Source organism: Ornithinimicrobium kibberense, from assembly GCF_006519705.1.
GTDB classification, from domain to species: domain Bacteria; phylum Actinomycetota; class Actinomycetes; order Actinomycetales; family Dermatophilaceae; genus Ornithinicoccus; species Ornithinicoccus kibberensis.
Map to the genome: position 1 here is coordinate 180,128 of NZ_VFXM01000001.1, position 15,361 is coordinate 195,488.

At 73.5% G+C, this 15,361-nt stretch carries 15 protein-coding genes; 3 read left to right on the plus strand and 12 right to left on the minus strand.

All coding sequences use genetic code 11. The features are described 5' to 3' along the window. Positions 1-107: 107 nt before the first annotated feature. Genes pyrE through FJR00_RS00870 form a run of 3 tightly spaced genes read right to left on the minus strand, consistent with a single transcriptional unit; the run spans position 108 to position 2,786 of the window. Entirely contained in the window at positions 108-668 is a 561-nt protein-coding gene (gene pyrE, locus FJR00_RS00860; RefSeq protein ID WP_141337043.1) for an orotate phosphoribosyltransferase, read from the minus strand. 10 nt (positions 669-678) lie between these two features. Beyond that, positions 679-2,004: a glycoside hydrolase family 15 protein gene (locus FJR00_RS00865; protein ID WP_141337044.1), complete on the minus strand. Its 1,326-nt coding sequence runs from the start codon at positions 2,002-2,004 to the stop codon at positions 679-681. After that, on the minus strand, positions 2,001-2,786 hold the full coding sequence (locus tag FJR00_RS00870) for an SDR family NAD(P)-dependent oxidoreductase (protein WP_075958119.1): 786 nt from the start codon (positions 2,784-2,786) through the stop codon (positions 2,001-2,003). The genes FJR00_RS00865 and FJR00_RS00870 overlap by 4 nt, the downstream gene beginning before the upstream one ends. A gap of 73 nt (positions 2,787-2,859) precedes the next feature. On the opposite strand from FJR00_RS00870, the gene FJR00_RS00875 reads away from it, so the two are divergent. Together FJR00_RS00875 and FJR00_RS00880 are read left to right on the plus strand one after the other, a co-directional pair. Then, positions 2,860-3,279, plus strand: a complete 420-nt coding sequence (locus tag FJR00_RS00875) for an SRPBCC family protein (RefSeq protein WP_141337045.1) — start codon at positions 2,860-2,862, stop codon at positions 3,277-3,279. 76 nt (positions 3,280-3,355) lie between these two features. Next, positions 3,356-4,156 (plus strand): exodeoxyribonuclease III, encoded by an 801-nt coding sequence (locus FJR00_RS00880; RefSeq protein WP_141337046.1) that lies wholly within the window; start codon positions 3,356-3,358, stop codon positions 4,154-4,156. Between the two features lie 169 nt (positions 4,157-4,325). Here the strand turns inward: FJR00_RS00880 and FJR00_RS00885 are convergent, their stop codons facing one another. The 8 genes from FJR00_RS00885 to zupT form a co-directional block, all read right to left on the minus strand. Then, on the minus strand, positions 4,326-5,549 hold the full coding sequence (locus FJR00_RS00885) for an MFS transporter (protein ID WP_238330221.1): 1,224 nt from the start codon (positions 5,547-5,549) through the stop codon (positions 4,326-4,328). Next, the gene (locus FJR00_RS00890) at positions 5,546-6,127 is read right to left on the minus strand and encodes an HhH-GPD-type base excision DNA repair protein (RefSeq protein ID WP_141337047.1); all 582 of its coding nucleotides are present in this window, start codon (positions 6,125-6,127) and stop codon (positions 5,546-5,548) included. Before FJR00_RS00890 ends, FJR00_RS00885 begins: the two co-directional genes overlap by 4 nt. 30 nt (positions 6,128-6,157) lie before the next feature. Further along, a complete protein-coding gene (pstB, locus tag FJR00_RS00895; protein ID WP_141337048.1) occupies positions 6,158-6,937 on the minus strand; it encodes a phosphate ABC transporter ATP-binding protein PstB in 780 nt (259 codons plus the stop codon). A 28-nt stretch (positions 6,938-6,965) separates the two neighbouring features. After that, a complete protein-coding gene (pstA, locus tag FJR00_RS00900; protein WP_238330222.1) occupies positions 6,966-8,180 on the minus strand; it encodes a phosphate ABC transporter permease PstA in 1,215 nt (404 codons plus the stop codon). Beyond that, positions 8,180-9,130, minus strand: coding sequence for a phosphate ABC transporter permease subunit PstC (gene pstC, locus FJR00_RS00905; RefSeq protein WP_141337049.1), 951 nt, complete (start codon positions 9,128-9,130; stop codon positions 8,180-8,182). Before pstC ends, pstA begins: the two co-directional genes overlap by 1 nt. A 29-nt stretch (positions 9,131-9,159) precedes the next feature. Beyond that, the gene (pstS, locus tag FJR00_RS00910) at positions 9,160-10,245 is read right to left on the minus strand and encodes a phosphate ABC transporter substrate-binding protein PstS (RefSeq protein WP_238330223.1); all 1,086 of its coding nucleotides are present in this window, start codon (positions 10,243-10,245) and stop codon (positions 9,160-9,162) included. A 160-nt stretch (positions 10,246-10,405) separates the two neighbouring features. Continuing rightward, positions 10,406-12,985, minus strand: coding sequence for an ATP-dependent chaperone ClpB (gene clpB, locus FJR00_RS00915; protein ID WP_141337050.1), 2,580 nt, complete (start codon positions 12,983-12,985; stop codon positions 10,406-10,408). A gap of 107 nt (positions 12,986-13,092) precedes the next feature. After that, positions 13,093-13,905 carry a zinc transporter ZupT gene (zupT, locus tag FJR00_RS00920; protein WP_181409429.1) on the minus strand — a complete coding sequence of 271 codons (813 nt, stop codon included), beginning with the start codon at positions 13,903-13,905 and terminating at the stop codon, positions 13,093-13,095. Between the two features lie 118 nt (positions 13,906-14,023). Between zupT and FJR00_RS00925 the strand changes: the two genes are divergently transcribed. Then, positions 14,024-14,572 (plus strand): O-acetyl-ADP-ribose deacetylase, encoded by a 549-nt coding sequence (locus tag FJR00_RS00925; RefSeq protein WP_141337052.1) that lies wholly within the window; start codon positions 14,024-14,026, stop codon positions 14,570-14,572. On the opposite strand, the gene pstB (FJR00_RS00930) is transcribed toward FJR00_RS00925, so the two are convergent. Then, positions 14,548-15,318: a phosphate ABC transporter ATP-binding protein PstB gene (gene pstB / locus FJR00_RS00930; protein WP_202876566.1), complete on the minus strand. Its 771-nt coding sequence runs from the start codon at positions 15,316-15,318 to the stop codon at positions 14,548-14,550. The two genes, FJR00_RS00925 and pstB (FJR00_RS00930), sit on opposite strands and share 25 nt — an antisense overlap. Positions 15,319-15,361 lie beyond the last annotated feature (43 nt).

Below are 15,361 nucleotides of genomic sequence, written 5' to 3' on the forward strand. Positions count from 1 at the left end.
CGCTCTCCCGCGCCACGGCAGGGCCCCTGCACCCGGGGAAGGTGCAGGGCCCCTGCCGGCTGTCCCCTGACCCGTCCCTCCGTCGGACGAGTCGGCGGGGCGACGGGTCAGCCTCGGTCGACGCCCCCGGCGAGCCCCAGGTCGGCCAGCCCGTAGGCGGCCCGGTAGTCCAGGCCGGCCTCCTGCAGCCGCTCACGCGCACCGCTGGCCCGGTCGACGATGACGGCGACGGCGACCACCTGTGCACCCGCCTCCCGGCAGGCCTCGACGGCCGTCAGCGGCGACCCTCCGGTCGTCGAGGTGTCCTCCACCACGAGCACCCGCCGACCCCGGACCGAGGGGCCCTCGATGCGCTGCTGGAGACCGTGGGTCTTCTCGCTCTTGCGCACGACGAAGGCGTCCAGGCGTCGCCCCCGCCCGTGCGCCGCGTGCAGCATGGCGGTCGCCACCGGGTCGGCCCCCATGGTCAGCCCACCGACCGCGTCCAGATCCAGGTCGTCCACCAGGTCCAGCATGACCTCGCCGACGAGCGGGGCCGCCTCGCCGTGCAGGGTGACCCGCCGCAGGTCGACGTAGTAGTCGGCCTCCGCGCCTGAGGAGAGGGTGACCCGGCCGTGCACCACGGCCAGGTCGGTGATCAGCTGCAGCAGACGGTCCCGGGATGTCATGGCGACGACCCTACCGACGCTCCACCGTCAGCAGCACCAGCGCCGCGGTCCAGGCCAGGGGCGCCACCGCGGCCGGCGACCCGTCGTGCAGCACCTTCTCGGGCAGGGCCCCCGTGGCGGTGCGGTGCCGGTCCAGCCAGTCCAGCCACCGGTCGGCCTCCTCGTGGCGCCCGGCCTCCCGCGCGGCGAGCGCCTGGAGCGCGGTCTGCGGGGTCCAGGAGACGCCGTCCCGCCGCCAGCCCGCCCCGGGGGCCACCCCGCCGGCCGGGCGTGCCTGGGCCCGCTGCGCCCGCAGGCGGGCCGCCTCGGCACCGGGAACCGGCTCGTCCAGGAAGGGCGGGAGCAGGAAGGTGACGGCCGCGTCCGGCCGACCCCCGGCATACGGGGGGTAGTGCGGGCCGAACTCGTCCACGACCCGGCGGCGCAGGTCGGCCGCCGCGGGAGCGAGGTCTCCCGGGTCCACGCCCGCCGACGCCCAGGCGGCGTCCGGCACCCGCCCGTCCCGCTCGAGGGCGGCGGCGGCCTCCAGGCCCATGAGGGCCGTCGCGGCCACGCCGAGGGTCAGCTCGTCCTCCGGGCGTTCCCAGTAGTCGGGCGACGGACGGGGCAGGCCGGTGGCCGGGTCGATCCGGTGCAGCAGCCGGGCCGCCGACCGGGCGACCAGGTCGCCCACCAGCACGGAGGGGTCCGGCTGACCCGGCCCGGCCGTCCACTCCTCGACGAGGACCCGGGTGGCCCACAACGCCCAGCCGGGCCCGTCCTCCTGGGCGGGCCGCCCGTCGGGCACCTCGCCGGACCCGTCGGGGAGGTAGCGCGCCTGGAAGGATCCGTCCGCCCCCTGCAGCTCCTGCAGGTGGAGCAGCACGGACAGGGCCTCGGCGTGGTGACCGGTGCGGGCGAGGGCAGCCGCGGCGAACGAGGCGTCCCGGGGCCAGACGAACCGCCACGCCGGGGAGGCCCCCGCGAGGACGGCACCGGGGGCGGCGCCCTGCGGCCCGGTGAGGGTATGCAGGTCGCGCAGCGCCGCGCGCGCCATGTCCCCGTGCGGATGGTCGGGCGGGGGCAGCAGACCGTCGGCCAGGTGCGCCTGGTCGCCGGCCGCCCGGGCGGCCAGCAGGGTGACCTCCAGCCAGCGGTCCTCGGGCGCACCGGTCAGGGGGAGCCACTCCCCGGCCCCGGCCCCGACCGGGACCGCCACGAGGGCGCCGCGGACGTCCCGCACCACGCCCTCCTGGTGCAGCGGCAGCTGGCGGTGGGCCTCCTGCCAGGCGAGGGCTCCACCGCCTCCCAGGAGCAGGGCGAGCCCGGCGGAGACCAGCCGGCGGCGCCTCCTCACGCGGGCGGTCGGACCCCGCGCCGGCGGTCGGCCAGCGCCCCGGCGACCCGCCGGGTGAGGACGCGGGGCACCACCCGGAGCACCCCGACCACGCCCTTGTAGGTCAGCGAGGGCACCGAGACCACCCGGCCGCGGGCCACGTCGTCGAGGGCGGCGCGGACCACGTCGGGCGCCTCCAGCCACAGGGCGTCGGGCAGCCGGGACATGTTCATCTGCGCCCGCTGGTGGAACTCGGTGCGCACGAACCCCGGGCAGACCGCGGTGACCGTGACCCCGTGCGGGGCCAGCTCGGTGGCCAGCGCCTCGGACAGGACGGTGACGTAGGACTTGATGGCCGAGTAGTGGCCCATGACGGCGAACGAGGCCACCGACGAGACGTTGAGGATGGCGCCCCTCCGCCGCGCGCGCATCGCGCCACCGGCGGCGTGGGAGAGGACCATGACGGCCCGGACCATGACGTCGACGGCCCGTTCCTCCTCCGCCAGGTCGCCCCGGACGAACCCGCGGCGCGAGCCGAAGCCGGCGTTGTTGACGAGCAGGTCGACCGGCCGGTCGGGGTCGGCCAGCCGGGCGGCCACCCGGTGCAGCTGCTCCCGGTGGGCCAGGTCGGCGACGAGGACCTCCACCCCGACCCCGTGCTGCGTCCGTAGGTCCTCCGCGGCGGCCTCCAGCCGAGCCTGGTCGCGGGCCACGAGGACCACGTCGTGCCCGCGGCCGGCCAGCTGCCGGGCGAACTCCAGCCCGAGGCCGGACGAGGCCCCCGTCACCAGTGCCGTTCCCATGGTCCACCAGCGTAGGTGAGGAGGTCCGGGCGGACGCGCCCCGCCCGCCGGCCGCCCGGGCTAGGCTCGGGCCGTGCCCCGTCCCGCCTTCGAGCTCGAGCTGCTGGTCCCCGGTGCTCCCGAGGAGGTGTGGGCGCGACTCTGGGCCCTGGGACGGCATACCGAGGCGGTCCCCCTGACCGTGGTGAGGGGCCCGGCCCTGCGGGCGGGGTCCTCGTTCGTGGCCCGCACGGCCGTCGGCCCGGTCGGCTTCGACGACGTCATGGAGGTCAGGGCCTGGGACCCGCCCCACCGTGCCGTGGTCGCCAAGGTCGGGCGGGTGCTGGGCGGGTCGATCGAGGCGCGCCTGGTGGCCGACCCCGCCGGGACCCGGTTGCTCTGGCGCCAGGAGGTGGCCGCCACGGGGGTGCCCGACGTGCTGGCGAGGCTGGTCGTCCCGGCCGTCCGGGCCGGTTACCGCAAGGCCCTGCGGCAGATCACGGCACCGCGCTGACCCCGGGTGCCCCCCTCCGTGAGCGGCGGGAGCGGACCGTGCGGCCGGCGTCGGAACGGGCCCTAGGGTGGGTCCCGTGCGCATCGCGACCTGGAACTGCAACTCGATCCGCTCCCGCGTCGACCGGGCGGTGGCCTTCCTCGAGCGGCACGACGTCGACGTCCTGACGCTGCAGGAGACCAAGTGCAGGGACGAGCAGTTCCCGCTGCTGCCCTTCGAGGCGGCCGGCTACGAGGTGGCCCACGTCGGGCACAACCAGTGGAACGGCGTGGCCGTCGTCTCCCGCGTGGGGCTGCAGGACGTGCAGGTCGGTTTCGAGGGGATGCCGACGTGGGGGGACGGGGAGGCCGCGGCCACCGAGGCCCGCGCGATCTCCGCGGTGGCCGGCGGGGTGCGGGTGTGGTCGCTGTACGTGCCCAACGGCCGCAGCCTGGACGACCCGCACCTGCTCTACAAGCTCGACTGGCTGGCCGCCCTGCGGGAGGCCGGGACGGGCTGGCTCGCCGCCGACCCGCAGGCCGAGATCGCGCTCATGGGCGACTGGAACATCGCGCCCACCGACGAGGACGTCTGGTCCGTGGAGCACTACCTGGGCCGGACGCACACCTCGGACGCCGAGCGGGCGGCCTTCTCTGCGGTCGTGGACGCCGGCTACTCGGACGTGGTCCGTCCGCACGCGCCGGGGCCGGGCACCTACACCTACTGGGACTACACCCAGCTGGCCTTCCCCAAGCGGCGGGGCATGCGGATCGACTTCTGCCTGGCCTCCCCCGCCCTGGCGGGTCGCGTCGGGGGTGCCTTCATCGACCGCGAGGAGCGCAAGGGCAAGGGTGCGAGCGACCACGCGCCGGTCGTCGTCGACCTGACAGACGTGTGAGGACACGGAGCGCAGCGCAGCGAGCACCGGCCCGGAACGCGTCGCGGAAGGTCGACAAAAGGCTCGACCTGACAGACGTGTGAGGACACGGAGCGCAGCGCAGCGAGCACCGGCCCGGAACGCGTCGCGGAAGGTCGACAGAAGGCTCGACCTGACCGACGCGTGAGGGTCAGCGCCGGCGGGTGCCCAGCAGCGCCAGCGGCAGGGTGAGCAGGCAGATGAGCGCGGTCAGACCCATCCCGGTGCCGAAGCCGGCACCGACGGCGACCCAGCCGACGAGGAGGGCGCCGCTGGCGGTCCCGGTGTCGAAACCGGCGTTCCAGACGGCGCTGGCCGCACCCACCCGTCGGGGGCCGGCCGCGGCGAAGGCCTGGAGCATGGTGAGGTTCTGCAGCGCCCCGTAGCTGACCCCGACGAGCGCGGTGGCCACCACCCAGGGCAGCACCTGGGCGACCTGGACCGGCTCGCGCACCAGCAGGGCGACACCGCCCAAGGAGACGGCCGCCAGCAGCACGAACGGCCACACCAGCCGGTCGATCGGCACGCGGTCGCTCAGGCCTCCGATCCGCCACCGGGTCAGGGACGTGGCCAGGCCCATGGCGAACAGGCCCAAGGCCCCCAGCCAGGGCACGGCGACCAGCTGCGGCGCGAACGTGATGACCGCACCGCCGGCCAGGGTCACCGCCAGCAGCACGAACGTCGGGGGCAGCAGGGCCAGGTAGGTCCGCGCCCCGGCGGGGGCACCGACCACCTCGGGGTGGCGCGGGTCGTGGGTCGAGCGGACCGGCAGGTGCCGGGCCAGCACGACCGCCGCCGGCACCCCGACCAGGGGCAGCGCCCCGATCCAGAAGGCCGGCGCGAACCCGGCCGCCTGGGACACCCAGCCGCCCAGGGGCATGAGCAGCACGTTCGGCACCGACAGCGAGAGCGAGTAGGCCCCCACCGCGGCACCCCGGCGCGCGCCGTCGACGAGGAGCACCGCCGCCGCACTTCCCGCGACGGTCAGCACGCCGAACCCGACGCCGCGGACGGCCGAGAGCAGCAGCGTGTAGAGCAGGTCGCCGGAGAGCAGGTGCAGCACCGAGGGCAGGCCGAGCAGGGTCAGCCCGCCGCCGACGACCCGGCCCCACCCCCACCGGCCGATCGCCGGGGGGACGGCGAACTGGGTGGCCACGGTCGAGCCGAGCAGGACGAAGTTGACCAGACCGGCCCCGGCGCTGTCCGAGCCCGCCTCGACGACCCACAGGGGCGCGACGGGGAGGAGCACGGCATACCCGGAGAAGCCGGTGAACGCGACGACGGCGAGGGCGACCATCCCGGGGACCGACCAGATGGAGGCCGGGGCCGCGGGTCCGTCGGGGACGGGGACCTGGCTGGAGCGGGGCCCGGTCACCCGCGCCCGGCCCGGGCGGCGGCCTTCTTCTCCTTCTTCCAGACCCGCACCTGCTCCAGCGACCCGGGGTCGGTGACGTCGGCGATGGACATGTGCACGCCGTCGCGCCCGTAGTCGCCGGCGGCCTCGCGCCAGCCCTCGGCGGTCAGGCCGCGCTGCTTGCCGAGCAGGGCCAGGAAGATGCGCGCCTTCTGGTCGCCGAAGCCGGGCAGCTTCTTCAGCCGCCGCAGGATCTCGCGCCCGTCGGGGTTCCCCTCGGTCCAGATGGCGGCCGCATCACCGCCGTGGTCTCGCACGACGGCGGTGGCCAGGTCGTGCACCCGCTGGCCCATCGACCGCGGGAAACGGTGCACCGCAGGCGGGGTCGAGCAGAGCGCGACGAACTCCTCGGGGTCGGTGGCCGCGACCGTGGCCGGGTCGATCGAGCCCAGCCGCTCCACGATCTTGCGGGGGCCGTCGAAGGCCACCTCCATGGGGATCTGCTGGTCGAGCAGCATCCCGGTGAGCAGGGCGAAGGGGTGCTCGGTGAGGATCCGGTCGGCCTCGGGGTCGCCGACGAGGGAGAGGGTCTGGCTCATGGCCCGATGGTATGCCGTCCCCCGCACCGGTCAGCCGAAGCGGCCGGAGATGTAGTCCTCGGTCGCCTTCTTGGTGGGGTTGTTGAAGATCGTCTGGGTGCTGTCGTACTCCACGAGCTCCCCCGGCTGGCCGGTGGCCTTGAGGTTGAAGAAGCCGGTCTTGTCGGAGACGCGGGCCGCCTGCTGCATGTTGTGCGTGACGATGACGACGGTGTAGTCGGTCTTGAGGTCGCTGATGAGGTCCTCGATGGCCAGGGTCGAGATCGGGTCCAGCGCCGAGCAGGGCTCGTCCATGAGGATGACCTCCGGCTCGATCGCGATGGCCCGGGCGATGCACAGCCGCTGCTGCTGGCCGCCGGAGAGCCCGGCCCCCGGCTTGTCGAGACGGTCCTTGACCTCGTTCCACAGGTTGGCGCCGCGCAGCGCCTGCTCGGCCAGCTCGTCGGCGGCCTTGCCGGACATGCGCCGGGAGTTCAGCCGGAGCCCGGCCAGGACGTTCTCCTTGATCGACATCGTCGGGAACGGGTTGGGACGCTGGAAGACCATGCCCACCTGGCGGCGGACGTCGACGGGGTCGACGTCCTTGCCGTAGAGGTTCTGTCCGTCGATGAGGACCTCGCCGTCGACCCGGGCCCCCGGGATCACCTCGTGCATCCGGTTGAGCGTCCGCAGGAAGGTCGACTTGCCGCAGCCGGAGGGGCCGATGAAAGCGGTCACCGAGCGCGGCTCGATGGTCATCGTGACGTCCTTCACCGCGTGGAAGTCGCCGTAGTAGATGTCGAGGTTGTTGACGTCGATGCGCTTGGACACGAGGGGTTCTTCCTTCGTCGACGGAGGGTCAGCGCCCGGTCTTGGGGGCGAAGAGGGTGGCGATGAGCCGGGCCAGGAGGTTCAGGGCGACGACGACGAGCACCAGCAGGAGCGCCGCGGCCCAGGCTCGCTCCAGGCTGGGTTCGCGCACGGCCGGGCTCAGCGGCTTGGTGAACATGAAGTAGGCGTAGACCGCCAGGGTGTTCATCGGCCCCTCCAGCGGGTTCCAGTTCAAGGCCCGGGCGTAGCCGATGGCCACGAGGAGAGGTGCGGTCTCGCCGATGACCCGGGCGATCGCCAGGGTGATGCCGGAGGCCAGCCCCGAGGCCGCCGTCGGCAGCACCACCTTGGTGATGGTGCGCCACTGGGGCACCCCGAGCGCCAGGCTGGCCTCGCGCAGCTCGCGCGGCACGATGCGCAGCATCTCCTCGCTGTTGCGGACCACGGTGGGGATCATCAGGACCGACAGCGCCACCGCGCCGGCCAGGCCCATCTTGGCGTCGCGGAGCCCGAAGATCTGGGCGAACAGGGCGAAGGCGAACAGGCCGGCGACGATGGAGGGGATGCCGGTCATGACGTCGACGAAGAAGCGGATGGCGCCCGAGAGCCGGTTGCCGCCGCCGTACTCGACGAGGTAGATGGCGGTGAACAGGCCGATCGGCACCGAGATGAGGGTCGCCAGGCCGGTGACCACCAGCGTCCCGGCGATGGCGTGGAAGGCCCCGCCGACGAAGTCGGCCTCGCCCTCGACGTAGGCCTGGTCGTGCACGCCCGTGACGCCGTTCATCGTCTGCCACAGGAACTGCAGGTCGAACCCCCGACCCGACCCGAGGGTCAGCACGGTCCACAGGATCGACAGCAGCGGCAGCAGGGCGAGGGCGAACGCCAGGTGGACGAGGGCTGCCATGACCTGGTTGACGCCGACGCGGTGCCCACCCAGGACGCGGTATGCCGCATACACCCCCACGAGGTGGGTGACCGCACCCAGGGCCACCGCCGCGCCCGGATGCAGGCCGACCGCCCAGGTGAAGACGGCGACGAGGACCGCCAGGGCCCCGACCACGAGGACCGGGCGACGGGTGGTCGGGCGCAGCGGCGACATGACCAGCCCTTCCACGCGGTCGAGCCGCCGTCCGGTGGGTGGGTCGGCGGGGTGGAGAAGGTCCTCGCGGGGCACCTCGTGGTCGGGGACGTCCGGACCGTGCTGCTCGGGACGGGGGACGGGGCGGATCGGCGCGGGCATCAGCTGGCTCCCGAGAAGGCCGCCCGGCGCGCGACGATCCACCGGGCGAGCAGGTTGACGGCGAGGGTGATGACGAAGAGGACGAGGCCGGCCGCGATGAGCTCGGACAGGCGCAGGCCGGCGGCCTCGGGAAAGTTGAGGGCGATCTCGGAGGGAATCGTCTTGTTGCCGCTGCCCAGCAGGTTCCAGCTGAACGCCCCGGGCGCGAGGATGATGGCCACCGCCATGGTCTCGCCGAGCGCGCGGCCCAGCCCCAGCATCGTGCCACCCACGACGCCCGGCATCCCGAAGGGGAGGACGGCTGTCCTGATCATCTCCCACTTGGTGGCGCCGAGCGCGAGTGCGGCCTCCTCGTGCAGCCGGGGGGTCTGCAGGAAGACCTCCCGCGAGACCGAGGTGATGATCGGCAGGATCATCACGGCCAGCACGAGCGAGGCCGTGAGCAGCGTCCGTCCGGTGGCGGAGGCCTCACCGAAGATCGGCACGAACCCCAGGTTGCGCTCCAGCCACCCGAAGAGGGGCCCGAGACGGGGCGCGAAGACGGCCAGCCCCCACATGCCGAAGACCACCGAGGGCACCGCGGCCAGCAGGTCGACGACGAAGCCGACCGCGGAGCCGATCCTGCGTGGGGCGTAGTGGGAGATGAACAGGGCGATGCCGACCGCGACCGGGGTCGCGACGACCATCGCCAGGATGGAGCTGACGACCGTGCCGAACACCAGCGGCAGGACGTAGGCACCGAAGCCGGCCCCGCCGGTGATCTCCTCCGGGTCCGCCGTCAGGGCGGGCACCGCCTCCTTGGCGAGGAAGAAGGCCACCCCGGCGAGGGTCAGCAGGATGAGGACGGCCGAGCCCAGCGAGGCCCCGGAGAAGACGACGTCGCCGGGACGACGGGGCGCTCGCGGCCGGCCGGGTGCGGAGGCGGTCCGTCCCGCCGGAGAGGAGCTCATGGGTGTCCTTCGGGTGCTGGCACGGCGGCTCAGCCGCCCTCGATGGTGTCGATGAGCGCGTCGGCACGCTCGCGCAGGGAGTCCGAGATCGGGGAGGACCCGGCGGCGCGCGCGGCGGCCTGCTGGCCCTCCTCGGAGACGACGTAGTGCAGGAAGTCCTTGACCAGCTCGGCCCGCGACTCCCGCTCGTAGTGCGTGCACGCGACGTGGTAGGAGACCAGGACGATCGGGTAGGCCCCCGAGGCCGAGGTGTCCCGGGCGAGGTCGAGCGCCAGGTCGCCCTCGAGCCCGGTGTCGACCGGTTCGGAGGCGTCGACCACGCGGGCGGCCGCCTCGGGCGAGTAGTCCACGAACTCCTCCCCGACCCCGATGGCGACCGAGTCGCCCGTGACCACGGAGGCGTCGGCATACCCGATGGCCCCCTCGGTCGCCTCCACGACCTGGATGACCCCGGTGTTCTGGGGTGCGGCCTCGGCCGGCACGGGCCAGGCCTTGTCGACCTCGTGCGGCCAGGCGTCGGGGGCGGCCGCGGCGAGGTACTCCAGGAAGTTCTCGGTGGTGCCGGAGTCGTCCGAGCGGTGCACGACGGTGATGTCGGTGTCCGGCAGCTCGGTGCCGGGGTTGTCCTCGGCGACCGCGGGGTCGTCCCAGCTGGTGATCTCCTGGTCGAGGATCCGCGCGAGGGTCTCGGGGCGCAGCTGCAGGTCGTCGACCCCGGGGAGGTTGTAGGGCAGGGCGATCGGGGAGATGTAGACGGGGATGTGCAGTGCGCCACGGGGACCGCAGGTGTCCTTGACCGCCTCCCGCTCCTCCTCGTCGAGGAAGGCGTCGGTGCCGCCGAAGTCCGTGGCACCGGCGATGAGGTTCTCGCGCCCACCGCCGGAGCCGATGGCGTCGTACTGGACGAGGACTCCGGGCTGCTCGCCCTGGTAGCCGGCGATCCACGCCGTCATGGCGGCCTCCTGCGCGGAGGAGCCGGACGCCTTGATGTCGCCGGTGAGGGTGCCGCCGTCGGCCGCGGCGATCATCCCGGTGGGGTCGTCGTTGCCGCAGGCGGCGAGGAGGGGGACGGTGGTGGCCAGGACGACGGCCAGGACACGGCGCGGGACCGGCACGCAGGACCTCTCTGGGTGGGAACGACGGGCGTGTCCGTCGCGCGCCGGGTGTGACCGGACACGCGGGCGGAGCACCACGAGCCGACGACACCGTAGGGCACCCAGGTGAACAACAGGTGAAGACCCGCACCTGTCGTTCACCCGGGTGCCACCGGCCGCGTCAGCGCAGGTCCAGGCCCTCCCCGTCGGCCCCCACGTCCACGGTGACCGCCTGCCCGTCGTGGACCTCACCGGAGAGCAGTCCACGGGCGAGCCGGTCGCCGATCTCGGTCTGGACGAGGCGGCGCAGCGGGCGGGCGCCGTAGGCGGGGTCCCAGCCCCGTTCGGCCAGCCACTGCGCTGCCGCATCGGTGACCTCGAGGGTGATCCGGCGGTCGGCCAGGCGGCGGGTGAGCTGCTCGACCTGCAGACCCACGATCGTGGCCAGCTCCTCCCGGCTGAGCGCGTCGAAGAGGACGACCTCGTCCAGGCGGTTGAGGAACTCCGGCTTGAACGCGGACCGGACCGTGGCCATGACCTGCTCGCGCTTGGTCTGCTCGTCGGTGGTCTGGTCGACGAGGAACTGGCTGCCGAGGTTGGAGGTCATCACGAGGATGACGTTGCGGAAGTCGACCGTCCGGCCCTGACCGTCGGTCAGGCGGCCGTCGTCGAGCACCTGGAGCAGGATGTCGAAGGTCTCCGGGTGGGCCTTCTCCACCTCGTCCAGCAGCACCACCGAGTAGGGCCGCCGACGGACCGCCTCGGTGAGCTGGCCACCCTCCTCGTAGCCGACGTAACCGGGCGGGGAGCCGACCAGGCGGGCGACGGCGTGACGCTCGGAGTACTCCGACATGTCGATCCGGACCATGGCCCGCTCGTCGTCGAAGAGGAAGTCGGCCAGCGCCTTGGCCAGCTCGGTCTTGCCGACGCCGGTCGGGCCGAGGAACAGGAACGACCCGGTCGGCCGGTCGGGGTCGGAGATGCCGGCCCTCGCCCGGCGGACGGCGTCGGAGACGGCGCGGACGGCGGCCCGCTGGCCGATGAGCCGGCGACCGATGACGTCCTCCATGCGGAGGAGCTTCTCGGTCTCGCCCTCGAGGAGGCGGCCGGCGGGGATGCCGGTCCACATCGAGATGACGTCGGCGATGTCGTCGGCGCCCACCTCGTCCTTGACCATCGGTGCCTGAGCGGAGGTCGAGCCGCGGGCCTCCTCCTCCTGGGCCGCGACCAGCTCGGCCTCTGCGGCGGGGATGTCCCCGTAGAGCAGCCGGGACGCCGCGGCGTAGTCGCCCTCGCGCTGCAGGCGGTCGGCCTGGGTGCGCAGCTCGTCCAGCCGCGCCTTGAGCTCGCCGACCCGGTTGAGCCCGGACTTCTCCGCCTCCCACCGGGCGGTCAGCGCCGCCAGCTGCTCCTTCTTGTCGGCCAGGTCGGCCCGCAGCCGGCGGAGCCGGTCGGCCGAGCCGTCGTCGTCGGCCTCCTCGGCGGCCTTCTTGACGTGCATCTCCTCCATCGTGAGGCGGTCTACCTGGCGCTGGAGCTCGTCGATCTCCACCGGCGAGGAGTCGATCTCCATCCGCAGCCGGCTGGCGGCCTCGTCGACGAGGTCGATCGCCTTGTCGGGCAGCTGACGCCCGGAGATGTAGCGGTCGCTGAGGGCGGCGGCCGCGACGAGGGCAGGGTCGGAAATGGCCACCTTGTGGTGGGCCTCGTAGCGCTCCTTGAGCCCGCGGAGGATCGCGATGGTGTCCTCCACGCTGGGCTCGCCGACGAAGACCTGCTGGAAGCGGCGCTCGAGGGCGGGGTCCTTCTCGATGTTCTCGCGGTACTCGTCCAGCGTGGTGGCGCCGACCATCCGCAGCTCGCCACGGGCCAGCAGCGGCTTGAGCATGTTCCCGGCGTCCATCGAGGAGTCGCCGGAGGCGCCGGCGCCGACGACGGTGTGCAGCTCGTCGATGAAGGTGACGACCCGCCCCTCGCTGGCCTTGATCTCCCCCAGGACGGCCTTGAGCCGCTCCTCGAACTCGCCGCGGTACTTCGCCCCGGCGACCATGGCGCTCAGGTCCAGGGAGATCAGCGTCTTGTCGCGCAGCGACTCGGGGACGTCGCCGGCCACGATGCGCTGGGCCAGGCCCTCGACGACGGCCGTCTTGCCGACGCCCGGCTCGCCGATGAGGACCGGGTTGTTCTTGGTGCGTCGGGACAGCACCTGGACCACCCGGCGGATCTCGGCGTCCCGGCCGATGACCGGGTCGAGCTTGCCCTCACGGGCCATGGCGGTCAGGTCGGTGCCGTACTTGCCGAGCGCGTCGAAGGTCGCCTCGGGGTCGGCGGAGCCGACCTTCTTGCCGCCCCGCAGGGCCGGGATGCGCTCCTCGATGGCGGCCGCGTCCAGCACGGCGAACTGGCCGGTGCGAGCCAGCGCCAGCAGCAGGTGGTCGGTGGAGACGAAGTCGTCCCCCATCCGCCCCATGAGCTCCTGGGCCTCCTTGACGACGCCGTGCATCGCCCGGGACAGGCCGGGGTTGCCCATGGTGGACCCCGACGCGGTGGGCAGGCCGCGCAGCACGCCCTCGGCGGCCTGGGCGGCCATCGCGGCCGAGGAGCCGGTGGCCTCCAGCAGGGGGCCGGTCGTGGTCTCGCCCTGCTGGGCGAGCGCGCGGAGCAGGTGCGCGGGCTCCACCTGGGCGTGGCCGGCCGCGGCGGCGTCGCGCACGGCGGTGGACAGGGCCTCCTGGGCCTTGGTGGTCAGGGACAGATCCATGGGTTGCCTACCTCACGGTCGATCGGGCAAGGGACTCTGCACAGGACAACCCGCCCGAAGTTGAGCCTATTCCGCTCAAGTTCGGCGACCGCGGCGCGGCGGCCGGCTCAGCCGACGGGGGGCGCGAGCAGCTGCAGGCTCAGCGCCATCACGACCGCGCCCAGGAAGAATCCGACGAGCGACTGGGTGTAGTGCGTCTCGTAGCGTCGCGCCGCGGGCAGCAGCTCCATGAAGCTGACCGCGAGCATCGTCCCGGCCACCAGGGCCAGCGAGAGCACGAGCCATTCCTCGGGCAGCACCGCGCGGAGGAGCACGAAGCCCACGACGGCCCCCACCGGCTCGGCCAGCCCGGACACCGTCGCCCAGAACAGGGCGGTGCCGCGGCTGCGGGTGGCGGCGTAGATGGGGGCCGCGACGGCCACGCCCTCGGGCACGTTGTGGATGGCGATGGCGGTGGCCAGGGCGATGCCGCCGCTGGGCCGCTCGAGGGTCGAGATGAACGTGGCCAGCCCCTCCGGCAGGTTGTGCAGCGTGACGACCGCCGCGAGCAGCACGCCGCTGCGCAGCAGCCGCCCGTCCAGCTCGCCGCTCGCCACCCGGAGGGCCTCGTCGCCACCGGCCAGCTCGGCCGGGTTGACCTCGTGCGGGATCGCCTTGTCGATCAGCACGACCGCGGCCGTGCCGACGGCCATCGCCCCACCGACCCAGGCCAGGTTCCAGCCGGAGCCCACCACCTCGCGCAGCGACACCGCCGCGGCCGGGGCGATCTCTACCACCGAGATGGTGATCATCAGCCCGGCCGCGAAGGCGAGGGAGGCAGCCAGCCACTGCCGTCGGAGAACCTGCTCCCGCGTCCCGAGCCAGCCGCCCACGACGGTGGACAGGCCGGCCAGCAAGGTGACGACGAAGGCGAGTGCCACGTCATACCTCCCGCGTCGGTGGATGCCCGTCCCGGGGACCGTCGAGGGCGCGTCGGGACCCGTGTGCCGATTGTGCCGCAGGGCTGACGGGTCCTCCGGACAGAGGCAGGATGGGGGGATGGAGATCACGTGCGTGCAGGGTGACATCACCGCCCAACGGGTCGACGCGGTCGTCAACGCCGCCAACTCGGGCCTGCTCGGGGGCGGCGGGGTGGACGGGGCGATCCACCGCGCGGCCGGACCGTCCCTGCTGGCGGAGTGCCGCAAGGTCCGTGCCGAGGTGTGGCCCGACGGACTGCCCGTGGGCGAGGCCGTGGCGACCGGGGCCGGGGACCTGCCGGCCCGATGGGTGATCCACACCGTCGGGCCGAACCGGCACGCCGGACAGACCGACCCGGCGCTGCTGGCCTCCTGCTTCGTCCGCAGCCTCGAGGTCGCCGGCGAGGTGGGCGCCCGGACGGTGGCCTTCCCGGCGGTCGGCGCGGGGGTCTACGGGTGGGACGCGGACGGGGTTGCGGACGTCGCCGTGGCTGCGGTCCGGGAGCACGGGCCGGCCGTGCCCGGGCTGGAGGAGGTGCGGTTCGTCCTGCTGGGCGAGCCGTTGCTCGGTGAGTTCCGCCGGGCGCTGGGGTCGGCCGAGGGTCAGCCGAAGCGTCCGGAGATGTAGTCCTCGGTCCGCTGGTCGGAGGGGTTCTCGAAGATCTTCGAGGTGCGGTCGTACTCCACGAGCAGGCCGGTGCGGTTGCCGGTCGTCTCGTCGGGGCGGGCGGTGAAGAAGGCGGTCCGGTCCGAGATGCGGGCGGCCTGCTGCATGTTGTGCGTGACGATGATCAGCGTGTAGTCCTGCCGCAGGTCGAGCATGAGGTCCTCGACGGCGCCCGTGGCGATGGGGTCCAGCGCCGAGCAGGGCTCGTCCATGAGGATCACGTCGGGCTCGGTGGCGATGGCCCGCGCGATGCACAGGCGCTGCTGCTGTCCGCCCGAGAGGGAGTAGCCGGACTCCTTGAGCTTGTCCTTGACCTCGTCCCACAGGGCGGCCCCGCGCAGGCACCTCTCCACGTGGTCGTCCATGCTGTCGACCTTCATCCCGGTGACCCGCGGGCCGTAGGCGACGTTGTCGTAGATCGACTTGGGGAAGGGGTTGGCCTTCTGGAAGACCATCCCGACGTGGCGCCGCACCTCGATCGGGTCCACCTCGGGCGCGTAGACGTCCTGGTCGTGGTAGAGCACCTGACCCTCGACCCGGGCCGAGGGCACCAGGTCGTTCATCCGGTTCAGGCTGCGCAGCACGGTCGACTTGCCGCACCCCGACGGGCCGATGAGGGCGGTGATCTCGTGGCGGCCGAAGGTGAGGTCGACGTCGTGGACCGCGTGGAAACCGCCGTAGAAGACGTTCAGGCCGCGGGCCTCCATCACGGGGACGGGGCTGTCGGGGATGTCGTGGCCCGGCATGGTG